The organism is Frankia sp. Mgl5 (assembly GCF_023242985.1).
GTDB classification, from domain to species: Bacteria; Actinomycetota; Actinomycetes; order Frankiales; family Frankiaceae; genus Parafrankia; species Parafrankia soli.
The window spans coordinates 1-14198 of the sequence record NZ_JALKFY010000655.1 but is presented as its reverse complement, the minus strand read 5'-3'; the positions used below and the strand labels follow the sequence as shown (position 1 = coordinate 14198).

The following is a 14198-nucleotide window of genomic DNA, read 5'->3' as shown; positions in this document are numbered from 1 at the left end:
GGCGCGGACCGGTGGTGCCGATCAGTCCTCGGGAATCGGCGGGTTCCAGAAGTTCTCCATCACCAGGCAGACGGCGAAGGTGAACGTCAGGACCGCGCCGAGCATGGTCATCCAGATACCGAAGGCCAGCCCCATCGCGGCCACCGCGGCACTCGCCGCGAGAAAGAACGGGTAGTAGCTGCCCGGGGTGAAGTGCCCGAGCTCCCCGACACCGTCGACGACCTCCGCGTCCGGCAGGTCCTGCGGGCGCATGCCGATCCGCCGGCCGGTGAAGACCAGGTAGCCGCCGACGAGGAAGCCCATGCCCGCGCACAGGGTGAGCGCGGCCGTCCCGGTCGGGTCCTTCGCCCAGAACCAGTAGACCAGGGCCATCGCTCCGGCGAAGAAGCCGAAGAAGTTGAAGATGAAGCCTTCTACCTTCATCGCGCGGCTCCCTGACCGAGTTCCGGAGTGGCGTGGTAGTCCGCCCTGCCGACGACCGCCGGGTAGTGCAGGTCGAACGCGGGTCGCTCGGAGCGGATACGCGGCAGCGACCGGAAGTTGTGCCGGGGCGGCGGGCAGGAGGTCGCCCACTCCAGCGAGTTGGAGTAGCCCCACGGGTCGTCGACCGCGGCGATCGGGCCCTTGCGGTACGAGTACCACAGGTTGTACAGCAGCGGCAGCGTGGACAGGCCCATCAGGAACGAGCCCGCCGTCGCGACGGTGTTCAGGGTGGTGAAGCCGTCGTTCGGGCCGTAGTCCGCGAACCGCCGGGGCATGCCCTGGGTGCCCAGCCAGTGGAACACCAGGAAGGTGGCGTTGAAGCCCAGGAACAGCGTCCAGAAGTGCAGCTTGGCCAGCTTCTCGTTCAGCATCCGGCCGGTGACCTTCGGGAACCAGAAGTAGACACCCGCGAAGGCCGCGAACATCAGGCCGGCGACGACGTAGTGGAAGTGTCCGACCACGAAGTAGCTGTCACTGACGTGAAAGTCGATCGGCGGGCTGGCCAGCAGCACGCCGGTGAGACCACCGAACAGGAACGTCACCAGGAAGCCGACCGCGAACAGCATCGGCGCCTCGAAGCTGATCTGCCCGCGCCACATCGTGCCGATCCAGTTGAAGAACTTGATCCCGGTGGGCACCGCGATCAGGAACGACAGGAAGGCGAAGAAGGGCAGCAGCACCGCGCCGGTGACGAACATGTGGTGCGCCCACACCGCGACGGAGAGGGCACCGATGCTGATGGTGGCGAACACCAGGCCCTTGTAGCCGAACAGCGGCTTGCGGGAGAACACCGGGATGATCTCGGTGACGATCCCGAAGAACGGCAGGGCGATGATGTAGACCTCGGGATGCCCGAAGAACCAGAACAGGTGCTGCCACAGCATCGCGCCGCCGTTCTCGGCGTCGAAGATGTGGGCCCCGAACCTTCGGTCCGCCGCGAGCGCGAGCAGCGCGGCGGCCAGCACCGGGAACGCCACCAGCACCAGGATCGAGGTGACCAGCAGGTTCCAGCAGAAGATCGGCATCCGGAACATCGTCATGCCGGGGGCGCGCAGGCACAGGATCGTGGTGATGAAGTTGACGGCACCGAGGATCGTGCCGAGCCCCTGCACCGTCAGGCCGAGCACCCACAGGTCGGAGCCGACCCCGGGCGAGTAGAGCTGGTTACTCAGCGGCGCGTAGGCGAACCAGCCGAACGAGGCCGCACCGCCCGGGCTCAGGAACCCGGCGAACACGGTGAGGCTGCCGAACAGGAACAGCCAGTACGACAGCGCGTTCAGCCGCGGGAACGCGACGTCCGGCGAGCCGATCTGCAGCGGCACGAGGTAGTTGGCGAACGCGAACGCCAGCGGCGTCGCGAACATCAGCAGCATCAGCGTGCCGTGCATGGTGAAGAACTGGTTGTACTGGTCGTTGGAGAAGTACTGCAGCCCCGGGCGGGCCAGCTCGCCACGGATGAAGATCGCGAGGATGCCGGCGATGACGAAGAACGCGAACGACGTCAGGAAGTACATGATCGCGATGTCCTTGTGGGACGTCGTCCTCAGGTACCCGAGCAGGTTCGCGATCGCCGGCTTCTCGTGGTTCACCGGCTCATGGGCGTGCCCGGCCGGCCCGGCGGGCGACTCGTGCAGAAGGGTCACTGGACACTCCCGGTGGTGACGCCGGAGGACGGCGACGCGCTGATCGCGGCGCTCTCCCGTTCCTCGATGAAGCGGTCGTACTCGGCACCCGGCACGACCTTGACGTAGAACGTCATCCGGTCGTGGTCGGTGCCGCACAGCTCGGCGCATCGCCCGACGAACGTCCCGGTCTTCGTGGCGGTGAGCTCGAACTGGTTGACCCGCCCGGGGACGACGTCCCGCTTGAACAGGAACTCGGGCACCCAGAACGAGTGGATCACGTCCGGTGACGTCAGCACGAACCGGACGGACCGGCCCTCGGGCAGCACGAGCACCGGCGCCTCGCCGGGACGACCGGTGACCTCGACCTGGTTGCTGCCGGGGGTCTTGCCGGTGTCCAGGTACTGGAACTGCCAGTTCCACCGGAAACCGATGACGTTCACCGTCACGTCGGGCTTGTCCGAGAGCTTGGTGATCTCGGACTCGTCGCGAGCGGTGTAGTAGAACAGGCCCGCCACGATCACGACTGGCACGACGGTGTAAAGGATCTCGACGGGAAGGTTGTACCGGACCTGGCGCGGCAGAACATCACTGCGCTTCCGGAACACGACGACCGCGTAGAAGATCAGGGCCCACACGAACACACCGACGGCCAGGGCGGCGATCACCGAGCCCTGCCACATGTTCAGGATCCGCGGGGTGTGGTTGGTCACACCGTCCGGGAATCCGAAATTGGGGACGTCGCAGGCGGTCGCCAGCAGGCCGACGGCCACCAGCGTGGCGCCCAGGCGCGCATTGACGCGGCGCCGGCGCGGCCGTCGGTGCCCAACCCGACGGCTCGGCGACGCGTCCGCGTCCGCGGTGTCAGCCGGGGCCATCGGCGTGTCCTCGACATCCGCGAGCGACGGCCGGGTCCGACCGAAGGATCTCCTCACCAGGTCCTGCCTCCCACGACTAGCGGCCGCGCGGCCGGCGGAGGAGATATGAGCCCCGCCACCGCCTCGTGACCGCGTAAACGCTTCGCGGGCCGGCCGGTCCAACCGGCCTCGCTGCTTCGTCTTCCGACTGTCTTCGACACGCTGTAGATGGTGCGGCAGCAGCGTATCCCAGCAGCGGACGAGCTTCTCGCCGCAGGCCCCGTCCGGAGCTGTGAGACACGACCCGCGGGGCATCCTGGACGGGCCGGAGGGCCCTTGATCCGGGCAGATCGGCGGGCGCGCCGTGGGCACGTTCCAGCTCCCGGCGGGCGTATCCGCCACCCGCATTGTTCGCGGCACCCCGCCGGCCCTTTCCCCGCCGCCCCGCCTGGCTGCGCGAATGCCCCCACGCGGCCCCGCAACGTCCGGCCAGCTGCCCCGGGACGGGCGTAGCGTCACTCTCGTGCCGGCCTATCTCGACCACGCGTCGACCACGCCGCTGCATCCGGTCGCCCGGGAGGCCCTGCTCGCCGCGCTCGACGACGGCTGGGCCGACCCCGCACGGCTCTACCGCGAGGGCCGCCGCGCGCGGATGCTCCTCGACGCCGCCCGGGAGACCGTCGCCGGCGTCCTCGGCGCCCGGACCAGCGAGATCAGCTTCACCGCGAGCGGGACGGCCGCGGCGCACCAGGCGCTGCTCGGCACCGCCGCCGCCCGCCGCCGTGCCGGGCGGGTGGTTGTGGTCAGTGCCGTGGAACACTCCAGCGTCCTGCACGCCGCGCAGCGCCACGAACGTGCCGGCGGCGAGGTCGTCACGATCGGTGTGGACGGCCTCGGCCGCGCCGACCCGGCCGCGTTCGAGGCCGCGCTCGACGCCCACCCGGGAACGGCCGTGGCCGCCCTGCAGCACGCCAACCACGAGGTGGGCACCGTCCAGCCGGTCGCGGCGGTCGCGCGGGCGCTGCGCCGGCGCGGGGTGCCGCTGCTCACCGACGCGGCGACGACGGTCGGGCGGGTTCCCGTCGACCTCGCCGAGCTGGGCGCGGACCTGCTCACCGCGAGCGCACACAAGTTCGGCGGGCCGCCCGGGGTGGGCATCCTCGCCGTCCGCACAGGCACCAGGTGGGCCAACCCGCTGCCGGCGGACGAGCGGGAGCACGGGCGGGTTCCCGGCTTCCCGAACGTTCCCGCCGTCGTCGCCACGGCCGCCGCGCTCGCCGTGCGCGCCACCGAGATCGACGCGGAGGCGCCCCGGCTCGCCGGCTACACCGAGCGCCTCCGCCGGCGCCTGCCGGAGCTCGTCGAGGACGTCGAGCTGCTCGGCCCCGGCGGCACCGACCCGGCGGTGGGACTGCCGCACATCGTGGCCTTCTCATGCCTTTACGTCGCGGGCGAGGCACTCCTGGACGAGCTCGACCGGGCCGGCATCGCCGTCAGCTCCGGGTCGAGCTGCACCTCGGACACCCTGACGCCCAGCCACGTCCTGGTGGCGATGGGCGCGCTGACCCACGGCAACCTCCGCGTGTCGTTCGGGCGGGACTCCACCGACGCCGACCTGGAGGCGCTGCTCGACGCGCTGCCGCCCGCCGTGCGCGCCGTCCGCGAGCGCGCCGGGGCGGCAGGCCTGTGAACGACGGCTCGCCGGCGGCGGTCGTGGACGCGCGCGGGCGGCGCTGCCCCATCCCGATCATCGAGCTCGCGCGGCGGATCGGCGACGTCGATGTGGGCGAGATCATCGAGCTGCTCGCCGACGACCCGGCCGCCGCGGCCGACGTGGCCGCCTGGTGCCGGATGCGGGGCCACGACCTGCTCACCGCCGCACCCGGCGCCGGGCCGGGCTCCTACCTCGTCCGCCGCCTGAGTTGAGACACCTGGGTCAGAACGCCTGCAGGTGCGTGGCGACCTCCGCGGCCGCCTCCGGGCCGTAGGCCTCGGTGAGGCGCTTCACGATGTCGTCCTGATCGGCGCTGTACTCCTGGGTGCCGACCGTCTCGAGCACCAGGGTCGCCAGCAGGCATCCCACCTGCGCGGACCGCTCGTGCGACAGCTCCCAGGACAGCCCGGCGAGGAACCCGGCCCGGAAGGCGTCCCCCACCCCGGTGGGGTCGGGGGTGCAGCGCGCCGGGACCACCGGCACCTTGACCGCCGCGGCGCCGGGCGCCTCGATGACGACGCCGTCCTTGCCCAGGGTGGTGACGCGCACGCCGACCCGGCCGAGGATCTCCTCGTCGCTCCACCCGGTCTTCGACGCGAGCAGCGCCTTCTCGTACTCGTTGCAGAACAGGTAGGCCGCGCCGTCGATCAGCGAACGGATGTCGTCGCCCTCCATCCGGGCGAGCTGCTGGGACGGGTCGGCCGCGAAGGAGTATCCGCGCTCGCGGCACTCCTCGGTGTGCCGGACCATCGCCTGCGGGTCGTTGGGGCTGATCACCACCAGGTCGAGCCCGCCCAGGCGCTCTGCGACCGGGCGCAGCTCGATGCTGGCCGCCTCGCTCATCGCGCCCGGGTAGAAGGACGCGATCTGGCAGAGGTCGTTGTCCGTGGTGCACACGAAGCGGGCGGTGTGCGCGATCTCGCTCACCCAGACCGACGCGGTGTCGACACCGTGCCGGTCGAGCCAGGAGCGGTAGTCGGCGAAGTCCTCCCCGACCGCTCCCACCAGGATCGGGTTCAGGCCGAGGCGCCCCAGGCCGAAGGAGATGTTCGCGGCGACCCCACCGCGGCGGATCATGAGCTCGTCCACGAGGAACGACAGCGAGACCCGCTCGAGCTGGTCGGCGAGCAGCTGCTCGGCGAACCGCCCGGGAAAGCGCATGAGGTGGTCGGTGGCGATGGAACCAGTCACGGCAATACGCACGATGGAGCAGCCTACCGGCAGCCCCCGCGCACCCCGGAGGGACGTCGCCCCGTGGTGACCCTGCGTCCGGCCTTCGACCGTTTCGGGACAGGGGCGGGCGTTCGGGGCAGGGGCGGAAACGGCGGAACCCGGTGTGGCAAGAAGCACCACACCGGGTTCCGTATCCGTATCGAGGGATCAGCTACCTCCCCCGCCGACCGGAGACGAGACGCGGCCCACCGGGACGGCCCGCGCTCGCCCGCGCCCGATCAGTGGAAGGAGTCGCCACACGCGCAGGAACCCTGCGCGTTCGGGTTGTCGATCGTGAAGCCCTGCTTCTCGATCGTGTCGACGAAGTCGATCGTCGCGCCGCCGAGGTAGGGGTAGCTCATCCGGTCGACGGCCACCTTGACCCCCGAGAAGTCGAGCACCGTGTCGCCGTCGAGCTGGCGCTCGTCGAAGAAGAGCTGGTAGCGCATGCCAGAGCAACCGCCGGGCTGCACGGCGATCCGGAGCTGGAGGTCATCCCTCCCCTCCTGCTCGAGCAGGGTCTTCACCTTGCCGGCGGCCGTGTCGGTGAGAACGACGCTGCTCGGCCTGGTCTCGGTCTCGGTTGTGTCCTGCACGGTCATAGGGGCTGCTCCCTGCCCTTGTGGACGTGCCTGGTTCACCAGGCTTGCTGGTACCCAAGGCGGCCTTACGCGAGGAGACGCCAACGGGCGACGACTCCCCACGGGCGGCACCTGCTGTGCCGCCGTTCCTGCTCAACACCGCGAGGCAGGATCCGCTTCCCATCGTAGCCAGCGACTCGTGGGTCGGCCACGACGCGCAAGTGACATCCGTCCGCCCTCCGGGGCCCGACCGGACCAGGCCCCCGGGGTCCGACCGGACCAAGTTCGCGCAGACCAGGCGTTCCGGAGTTAGAGTCTGAACGACCATTAGCAGGCGGCCCACAGCGAGGCCACGAGCAGCGAGCGAGGCGACCGGGCCCCCGGTCGGTCGCCCGAAGGAGCGGACATGACCACCAACCCGGCCCTGGAACGCCTGGGCGTCACCGCCTCACCGCTCGCCATGCTCCTGCTCGGGCGCGACGCCGACCCGGGGAGCGAACGGGGCGTGGAGTGCCCCGGCGATCTCCCCCCGGCCGCTGATCCCGACCTCGCCAGGCGGGCCGCCGCCGCCAAGGCCGCGCTCGGCGACGACGTCTTCATCCTGGGCCACCACTACCAGCGTGACGACGTCATCGCCTTCGCGGATGTGACCGGGGACTCCTTCAAGCTCGCCCAGCAGGCCGCCGCCCGGCCGGCGGCGAGCGCGATCGTGTTCTGCGGCGTGCACTTCATGGCCGAGAGCGCCGACATCCTCACCGCCGACCACCAGCGGGTGATCCTCCCCGACCTGGCCGCCGGCTGCTCGATGGCCGACATGGCCACCGCCGAGCAGGTCGAGCAGGCCTGGGACGACCTCCTCGACGCCGGCGTCGCCACCGGCACGGTGCCGGTCAGCTACATGAACTCCTCGGCGGCGATCAAGGCGTTCACCGGCCGCCACGGCGGCACGATCTGCACCTCGTCGAACGCCGAGCGGGCGCTGGACTGGGCCTTCGGCGAGCGGGGCGGCCAGCGGGTGATCTTCCTGCCAGACCAGCACCTGGGCCGCAACACCGCGATCGACAAGCTGGGCATGTCCGAGGCCGACTGCGTGGTCTACGACCCGCGGCGCCCCGGCGGCGGCCTGAGCCGCGCGCAGCTGCGCGACGCACGCATGATCCTGTGGCGCGGGCACTGCTCGGTGCACGGGCGGTTCACCCGGGAATGCGTGGACGAGGTGCGCGAGCGGGTGCCGGGGGTACAGGTCCTGGTGCACCCGGAATGCCGGCGCGAGGTCGTGAGCGCCGCTGACCTGGTCGGTTCCACCGAGTACATCATCAAGGTCGTGGACGAGGCCCCGCCCGGGTCGTCATTCGCCGTGGGAACCGAGCTGAACCTGGTACAACGGCTGGCGAACCGCCATCCTGACAAGACGATCGTCTTTCTCGACCGTACGGTGTGCTTCTGCTCCACGATGAACCGCATCGACATGCCGCACCTGGTGTGGGCGCTCGAGGCGCTCGCGCGCGGTGAGACCGTCAACCGCATCACCGTCGACCCCGAGGTCGCGACCTATTCCCGGAAGGCCCTAGACCAGATGTTGACCCTGCCCTGATGGCGCTGCTGAAGAAGCGGAGCCCCGAGCCCGTGCCCGGCCCGGAGAACGAGGAGCCGTCCGCCGGCGCGGTCGACCAGGCCGACGGTGACGCCGGCGCGAGCGCCCGGGTCACCGCCGGCAAGGGCCGGCCGACCCCGAAGCGGTCCGAGGCACGCGCCGCGCGGACCCGCGGCGGCGCGGTGCGCACCCCGGCGAACCGCAAGGACGCCCGCAGGATCGAGCGGGAGGACCGGCGGGCGCAGAGCCAGCAGTACCGCGCCGCGATGATGGCCGGCGACGTCAGCCGCCTGCCGCCCCGCGAGCGGGCGCCGGAACGCGTCCTGGCCCGGGACTTCGTCGACACCCGGATCAACATCGGCCCGTTCTTCCTGGCCGCGGCGGTGGTGTACTTCGTCGGCGGGCTGGTGCCGAACTCCTACGTCCGGCTCGTCGCCACCTACGTCATGCTGCTCGGGATCGTTGCCGTGGTCGCCGACTCGATCGTGCTGTCGCGGCAGGTGAGCCGGCGGGTGGCCGAGAAGTACCCGGACTCCGGCGTCCGCGTGCGTGCCTACGCCGCGCAGCGGGCCCTGCTGCCGCGCCGCTGGCGGATGCCCCGCCCCCGGGTGTCCCGCGGCGACAGCTGACGGCCGACAGCTGTCGCTCGCGGCCGGCGGCTCGCGGCTCGGCGGCGGGCACGACGAGGCACGGCCGGACGTTGCCCGGGCCCGGGAGCTGGTGCGTAGTGTTCCGGTGTGAAGCATCGACGCCTCGGGCGGAGTGGACTGTCCGTCAGCGAGATCTCCTACGGCAACTGGATCACCCACGGTGACCAGATCGAGGCCGATACGGCGAAGGCCTGCGTGCACGCTGCGCTCGACGAGGGAATCACCACGTTCGACACGGCCGACGTGTACGCCCAGACCCGCGCCGAGTCGGTTCTCGGCGAGGCCCTGGCCGGAGTCCGCCGGGAGTCCTACGAGCTGTTCACCAAGGTCTTCTGGCCGACCGGCCCCGGCGAGAACGACAAGGGCCTGGGGCGCAAGCACATCATCGAGTCCGCGCACAACTCGCTGCGCCGGCTCGGCACCGACCACATCGACCTCTACCAGGCCCACCGCTACGACCCGACGGTCCCGCTAGAGGAGACGCTGCGCGCCTTCGACGACCTGGTGCGCGCCGGCAAGGTCCTCTACGTCGGCGTCTCGGAGTGGACGGCGGCGCAGATCGCCGACGCCGCGCGGATCGCCGCCGAGCTCGGCCTGGACAGGATCATCTCCAACCAGCCGCAGTACTCGATGCTGTGGCGCACCATCGAGGCCGAGGTGGTGCCGACCTCCCGCACACTGGGCATCTCCCAGATCGTCTGGTCGCCGATCGCCCAGGGCGTGCTGACCGGCAAGTACCTGCCCGGGCAGCCGCCGCCCACCGGCAGCCGGGCGACCGGCGCGACCGGCTCGGGCTTCATCGCCCGTTTCATGTCCGACGAGGTCCTGACGGCCGTGCAGCACCTGCGCCCGATCGCCACGGAGGCCGGCCTGACGATGGCGCAGCTCGCCATCGCCTGGGTCCTGCAGAACGACAACGTGGCGTCCGCGATCGTCGGCGCCTCCCGGCCCGAGCAGGTCAAGGACAACGTCGGGGCGGCCGGCGTCGTCCTGGAGCCGGCGCTGCTCGCCCGCATCGACAAGGTGCTCGCCGGCGTGGCGACCGCCGAGCCGGAGGCCTGACCGCCACCGCGCGGCGCCCGGGGGTTCAGGGGGCGGTGAAGGCCGCGGCCAGCGCCGCCCACGTCCGGTCGAGGTCCGAGCCGGGCAGGAACCGGTTCGCCAGCTCCAGCACGACCGCGCCGTGCGCCGCGGCCCACAGGGCCTGCGCCGTGTACGGCTCACCGGTGGCCCGGTAGAACGGCTCACCCGACCAGTCCTCCAGGCCGGCCGTCAGGCCCTCGCGCCCGAGCGGGTCGACCGCGGTGAGCCGGTACAGGTTGGGGTGGGCCAGGGCGTACCGCCGGTACTCGGCCAGCAGCCGGCCGACGACGTCGCCCGGGCCGGCCCCGTCGACCACGCGGTGCAGGGCGTCCCCCGCCTCCCACAGCGCGGTCTCGACCAGGGCCGCCTCGACCGCGTGCTTGCCCGGCAGATGCTTGTACAGCGACGGCGCGCGGATGCCGAGCACCTCGCCGAGCCGGCGCATCGTGAGCGACCCCACGCCCTCGTCCTCCAGCAGGCGCCGGGCCGCACCGATGATCTCCGTCACCCGCGGCGACCGCGTGGGCGGCGTCGGGCGCAGCGCGACCCGCTCAACCGGCACGGCCGGCCGCGGCGGGTCCGCCGGCACTCCCGTGTCCGCAGGTGGCCCCGTGTCCGCCGGCCGCGGCGCCGCCGGCAGCCGCAGGTCCGTCATCAGGCGGCGGCGAGGATGAAGACCGGGTGCCGCGGCGCGATCCGGCCCAGCTCCTCGTCGGCCGACTCCGGGCCCACGCCGTCGAAGAACACGCCGACCTCCGCCTTCCACTTCTTCAGGTACGCCCGCAGCACCGGGATCTTCTCATCGCCGCTGAGCTCGACCGCACGGTAGCGGACCCGTCGGCGCCCCAGGACGAGCGCCAGCTCGCCGTCGGCGGCCCGCACGTTGCGGACCCACTGGCTGTGCCCGCGCGCGGAGACCAGGTACTGCCGTCCCTCCAGCGTGAGCAGGTTCACCGGCAACCGCCGGGTCTCGCCGGACGTGCGGCCGCGGACCTCGAGCACCCGGCTCCCCCACAGGCTCAGCCCGGTCCGGGTGACCAGCGCGACCGGGCGGTTGAGGAACGTGTTGGTGAACCAGTTGGGCCGCCGGTAGTGCCGGGCGTCGTCGGCCCGGGTGTCGCCGGTCGGGTTCGCGCCGCTGCTCGCCATTGTGATCTCCCCTGTCTTCTCGGGCTCCGATCGTTGGCTAACACCGTTAGCCAACGAGGTAAGGCTAACACCGTTAGCCGAGGGGGTGTCAACCCGTTCGGGCCCGTTCGGTGGGACTCGATCCGCGGGCTCTGCTACCCGCGGGCAGGGGCCGGCCCGGCAGCCGGAGAGGCGGCCCTCAGGTCACCGGGCGCAGGCTCATCGGCCCGTAGACGCGCCGGCCCGCCTCCAGCAGACTCACCTGCGTCACGCCCAGATCCAGCAACTCTCGCCAGGTCTCGCCGATCCACGTCTCGGCGTCCCCCTGGCTGGTGAACGACTCCGACCCGTCCGCGCCGCCGACCGCCACGACCGAGCCGTCCTCTCCCTCATACCGCCAGGTCCAGCTCACGGTCCACGTCCTTCCCGACGTCCGGCGGCGTCGGCCGCCGAGCCGGGGCCACCACCGACCCCGGGAAATGCCCACCACACCATCAAAGCGCGTCCGGACCGGACGCGAGGCCGTCCCGCGCCGCTGGCGATGAGCAACTCATCCGCGGCGCGACCCACCGCGGGACGGGACGGATCCGCGCCAGCCCGTGGATCGGCCCACGAGCAAGGCACCGGCGACCCGAAGGTCGGTAACGTCGGGACCCGCGAGTGACACACGAGCAGCATGGTTCAGCCCGGAGAAAGGAAGGCACAAGTGACACCCGCCTACACCGCCGCGGCGGTACTCGCCGAGACAACCGAGCACCACGACGGGGGCATCGTCTGGTGGGCCGCCTGCCTGCTCACCTTCGGCGCGATCGCGGCGCTCGCCGTGGTCCTGACGCTGATGACGCTGTGGGAGCGCAAGCGCCACCCGCACTCGCACTCCTGATCGCCCGGGGTCCGGCGCGGTGCGGCTCACGCTGCTGGGTACGGGCTCGGCCGACGGATGGCCGAACCCGTGGTGCGAGTGCGCCTCCTGCGCCTGGGCCCGCGCGCATGAGCCCCGCGGCCAGACGGCCGTGCTCGTCGACGACCGGCTGCTCATCGACTTCGGTCCGGACGTGCCGCGGGCGGCGTCCCGGTTCGGGGTGAGCCTGGCGGGGCTGCGCCACGTTCTCGTCGGGCACGCCCATCCCGACCACCTCGGCCCGGAGGCGCTGATGTGGCGGTCCTGGTCGACCGTCGCCGACCAGCCGCTGGACGTCGTCGCGCCGCCGGCCGCCCTGGAGGTGTGCCGGGCCTTCCTGCGCCGCTGGGAGGGCACCGAGCCGGGCGGGGAGGGCTCACCGCTGCGCCTGCTCCCGGCCGTCGCCGGCGATCACCTCGAGCTCGGCGGGCCGGGTGAACCCACCGGGCCGGGCGAGCCCCACAGGCCCGACGGGCCGGGTTACCTGGTCCGCCCGGTGGCGGCCCGGCACGGTGACGACAGCATCGGGCCGGCGGTGCTCTACGACGTCACCGCGCCGGACGGGGCGCGCCTGCTGTACGGGTGCGACACCGCCGTCCCGCTGCCGCCCGCGACGCTCGCCGCGCTGGCCGGCCGCGCGTTCGACGTCGTGCTGCTGGAGGAGAACAACGGCGACCGGCCCGGGTTCGGGGAGCATCTCGACCTCCCGGACTTCGCCGAGCTGGTCGCCGAACTGCGCGGCCTGGGCGCGGTCGTGCCCTCGACCCGGGTGCTCGCCGTCCACCTCAGCCACCGCAACCCGCCCGGTGGCGAGCTGGCGGCACGGCTCGCCCGCATCGGAGCCGAGGCCCCGCCGGACGGCAGCGTCCTGGAGATCCCACCCGGCGGGGCCCTCCCGGACGGCGGCACAGCGGAGCCACGCCGGGTACTGATCACCGGTGGCACCCGGTCGGGAAAGTCCGCCCAGGCCGAGGACTGGCTGCGGGCAGAGCCCGAGGTCGTCTACGTCGCCACCGGGTGGGCGCCGGACGGGTCCGATCCCGAGTGGGCCGCGCGGGTCGCCGTCCACCGGGAACGTCGGCCGGCCCGGTGGCACACCGTGGAGACCCAGGAGCTGGAGCCGCTGCTGCGCTCCCCCGGGCCGGCGCTGCTCGTCGACAGCGTCTCGCTGTGGGTGGCGGCCCGGCTGGACGATCCGGACTTCGGCGCGGCGGTCGACCGACTCGTCGAGGCCTGGCGCGCCACGCGCCGGCGGGTGGTGGCGGTGACGGACGAGGTCGGCTCGGGGGCGGTGGCGCCGACCGCCGCCGGGCGGCTGTTCGCCGACCGCCTCGGTCAGGTCAACGCACGGCTCGCCGCCGAGTCCGACGAGGTGTGGCTGGCCGTCGCCGGCCTGGCCACCCGGCTGCGGCCCACCTGACCCAGCCGGGTTACCGCGCGGGCGGTCGCGGCTGCGGCCGGTGGTCCTCGCGGATGCCGTCCGCCAGCAGGTCCAGTGCCCAGGTGACCGCGCCCGTCGCCGCGTCCAGGTCGAGCTTCCAGGCGGTGACCAGCCGTTCGTAGACGTGCCCGGTCCAGAGGATGTCCAGGATCGCGGCCGCCATCCGCCGCTGGGTGTCGGTCCATTCCGCCGTCGGCGGGGCGACCGCGCGGGCGAGCGCCTCGCGCCGGCGGCGGTCGGCGGCGAGGGTGGGCTCGACGGCTTCCCCGCTCAGGCCCGGCGAGGCGGCGAAGCGGTCCAGGGTCGCCAGCCCGCCGGCCGCGGTGTCGGCGAGGTTGTCCAGGTCGAGGCCTTCGTAGACGACCCCGGCCTCCTTCTCGAGGTTGCGGAGAATGGCGTCGTGCAGCTCGCCCTCGGTGGCGAAGTAGCGGTGCACGGTCCGCTTGCTCACGCCGGCGCGCTCGGCGACCGCGCGGAACGTCAGGCCCCGCCAGTCCCAGGTCGGGAACGAGTGGACCAGCGCCGTCCCGGCGGCGACTATGCGCTCCCGCGTCTGCGCGGTCTGCGCCCGGCGCACCGGGCTGTCGTAGCGGCGCGTCTGCCGGGCTGGATCGCTCCCGTCCGCGTGCTGGTCGGCCGGAAGGCTCATAGCGGCTCCTCGGGCTGTCGCGCCGGGGCGGGACCGGACGCTGGGCGGTGGGAGTGGCGGGGACGGCGGGAGCGACACAAGCCGGTTGACGGTCCAATTAGTGTCATTATCGTAGTGACACAAAAGCTCCCGGCGCTCATGCCGCGGCGCACCGGCAGCGGCGCGCCCCCGTGGCCCACCAGGAGCCCACGCGATCAACGAGGAGCGGCTGTGAAGCGGTTACTGATCGACGGCAAGTTTGTCGAGACCGAGCGGGCGGTCGACTCGATCAACCCCGCGACCG

Annotated in this window: 16 protein-coding genes; 7 read left to right on the top strand and 9 right to left on the bottom strand. The window is 72.3% G+C overall.

The window, feature by feature from the left end; translation table 11 throughout:
* Nucleotides 1-21: 21 nt before the first annotated feature.
* Genes MXD62_RS21570 through coxB form a run of 3 tightly spaced genes read right to left on the bottom strand, consistent with a single transcriptional unit; the run spans nt 22 to nt 3040 of the window.
* The gene (locus tag MXD62_RS21570; RefSeq protein WP_248831302.1) at nt 22-423 is read right to left on the bottom strand and encodes a cytochrome c oxidase subunit 4; all 402 of its coding nucleotides are present in this window, start codon (nt 421-423) and stop codon (nt 22-24) included.
* On the bottom strand, nt 420-2126 hold the full coding sequence (gene ctaD / locus MXD62_RS21565; protein ID WP_020459409.1) for a cytochrome c oxidase subunit I: 1707 nt from the start codon (nt 2124-2126) through the stop codon (nt 420-422). The genes MXD62_RS21570 and ctaD overlap by 4 nt, the downstream gene beginning before the upstream one ends.
* Nucleotides 2123-3040, bottom strand: a complete 918-nt coding sequence (gene coxB, locus MXD62_RS21560; protein ID WP_235013841.1) for a cytochrome c oxidase subunit II — start codon at nt 3038-3040, stop codon at nt 2123-2125. Before coxB ends, ctaD begins: the two co-directional genes overlap by 4 nt.
* Nucleotides 3041-3485: 445 nt before the next feature.
* Between coxB and MXD62_RS21555 the strand changes: the two genes are divergently transcribed.
* Nucleotides 3486-4652, top strand: coding sequence for an aminotransferase class V-fold PLP-dependent enzyme (locus MXD62_RS21555; RefSeq protein ID WP_248831301.1), 1167 nt, complete (start codon nt 3486-3488; stop codon nt 4650-4652).
* Nucleotides 4649-4888 carry a sulfurtransferase TusA family protein gene (locus MXD62_RS21550; RefSeq protein WP_248831300.1) on the top strand — a complete coding sequence of 80 codons (240 nt, stop codon included), beginning with the start codon at nt 4649-4651 and terminating at the stop codon, nt 4886-4888. Before MXD62_RS21555 ends, MXD62_RS21550 begins: the two co-directional genes overlap by 4 nt.
* 10 nt (nt 4889-4898) lie before the next feature.
* On the opposite strand, the gene MXD62_RS21545 is transcribed toward MXD62_RS21550, so the two are convergent.
* Both MXD62_RS21545 and erpA read right to left on the bottom strand, forming a co-directional pair.
* Nucleotides 4899-5879 carry a carbohydrate kinase family protein gene (locus MXD62_RS21545; RefSeq protein ID WP_248831299.1) on the bottom strand — a complete coding sequence of 327 codons (981 nt, stop codon included), beginning with the start codon at nt 5877-5879 and terminating at the stop codon, nt 4899-4901.
* Nucleotides 5880-6127: 248 nt separating this feature from the next.
* The gene (gene erpA, locus MXD62_RS21540) at nt 6128-6490 is read right to left on the bottom strand and encodes an iron-sulfur cluster insertion protein ErpA (protein ID WP_020459404.1); all 363 of its coding nucleotides are present in this window, start codon (nt 6488-6490) and stop codon (nt 6128-6130) included.
* Nucleotides 6491-6875: 385 nt separating this feature from the next.
* Here erpA and nadA point away from each other — a divergent pair, with 385 nt between their 5' ends.
* The 3 genes from nadA (at nt 6876) to MXD62_RS21525 (ending at nt 9775) form a co-directional block, all read left to right on the top strand.
* Nucleotides 6876-8063, top strand: coding sequence for a quinolinate synthase NadA (gene nadA, locus MXD62_RS21535; protein ID WP_112105673.1), 1188 nt, complete (start codon nt 6876-6878; stop codon nt 8061-8063).
* Nucleotides 8063-8692, top strand: coding sequence for a DUF3043 domain-containing protein (locus MXD62_RS21530; RefSeq protein ID WP_248831298.1), 630 nt, complete (start codon nt 8063-8065; stop codon nt 8690-8692). The genes nadA and MXD62_RS21530 overlap by 1 nt, the downstream gene beginning before the upstream one ends.
* 108 nt (nt 8693-8800) lie before the next feature.
* On the top strand, nt 8801-9775 hold the full coding sequence (locus tag MXD62_RS21525; protein WP_248831297.1) for an aldo/keto reductase family protein: 975 nt from the start codon (nt 8801-8803) through the stop codon (nt 9773-9775).
* A 25-nt stretch (nt 9776-9800) separates the two neighbouring features.
* Here the strand turns inward: MXD62_RS21525 and MXD62_RS21520 are convergent, their stop codons facing one another.
* From MXD62_RS21520 to MXD62_RS21510, 3 genes are all read right to left on the bottom strand, one after another.
* Nucleotides 9801-10451 (bottom strand): TetR/AcrR family transcriptional regulator, encoded by a 651-nt coding sequence (locus MXD62_RS21520; RefSeq protein WP_248831296.1) that lies wholly within the window; start codon nt 10449-10451, stop codon nt 9801-9803.
* Nucleotides 10451-10945 carry a nitroreductase/quinone reductase family protein gene (locus MXD62_RS21515; RefSeq protein ID WP_248831295.1) on the bottom strand — a complete coding sequence of 165 codons (495 nt, stop codon included), beginning with the start codon at nt 10943-10945 and terminating at the stop codon, nt 10451-10453. Before MXD62_RS21515 ends, MXD62_RS21520 begins: the two co-directional genes overlap by 1 nt.
* Before the next feature lie 178 nt (nt 10946-11123).
* On the bottom strand, nt 11124-11336 hold the full coding sequence (locus tag MXD62_RS21510) for a hypothetical protein (RefSeq protein WP_020459398.1): 213 nt from the start codon (nt 11334-11336) through the stop codon (nt 11124-11126).
* Between the two features lie 294 nt (nt 11337-11630).
* On the opposite strand from MXD62_RS21510, the gene MXD62_RS21505 reads away from it, so the two are divergent.
* Both MXD62_RS21505 and MXD62_RS21500 read left to right on the top strand, forming a co-directional pair.
* Nucleotides 11631-11807: a hypothetical protein gene (locus MXD62_RS21505; protein ID WP_248831294.1), complete on the top strand. Its 177-nt coding sequence runs from the start codon at nt 11631-11633 to the stop codon at nt 11805-11807.
* 19 nt (nt 11808-11826) lie between these two features.
* Nucleotides 11827-13245 carry a bifunctional adenosylcobinamide kinase/adenosylcobinamide-phosphate guanylyltransferase gene (locus MXD62_RS21500; protein ID WP_248831293.1) on the top strand — a complete coding sequence of 473 codons (1419 nt, stop codon included), beginning with the start codon at nt 11827-11829 and terminating at the stop codon, nt 13243-13245.
* Between the two features lie 10 nt (nt 13246-13255).
* Here MXD62_RS21500 and MXD62_RS21495 read toward each other — a convergent pair whose 3' ends face one another.
* Nucleotides 13256-13915, bottom strand: a complete 660-nt coding sequence (locus MXD62_RS21495) for a TetR/AcrR family transcriptional regulator (RefSeq protein WP_248831292.1) — start codon at nt 13913-13915, stop codon at nt 13256-13258.
* Nucleotides 13916-14198: the final 283 nt, after the last annotated feature.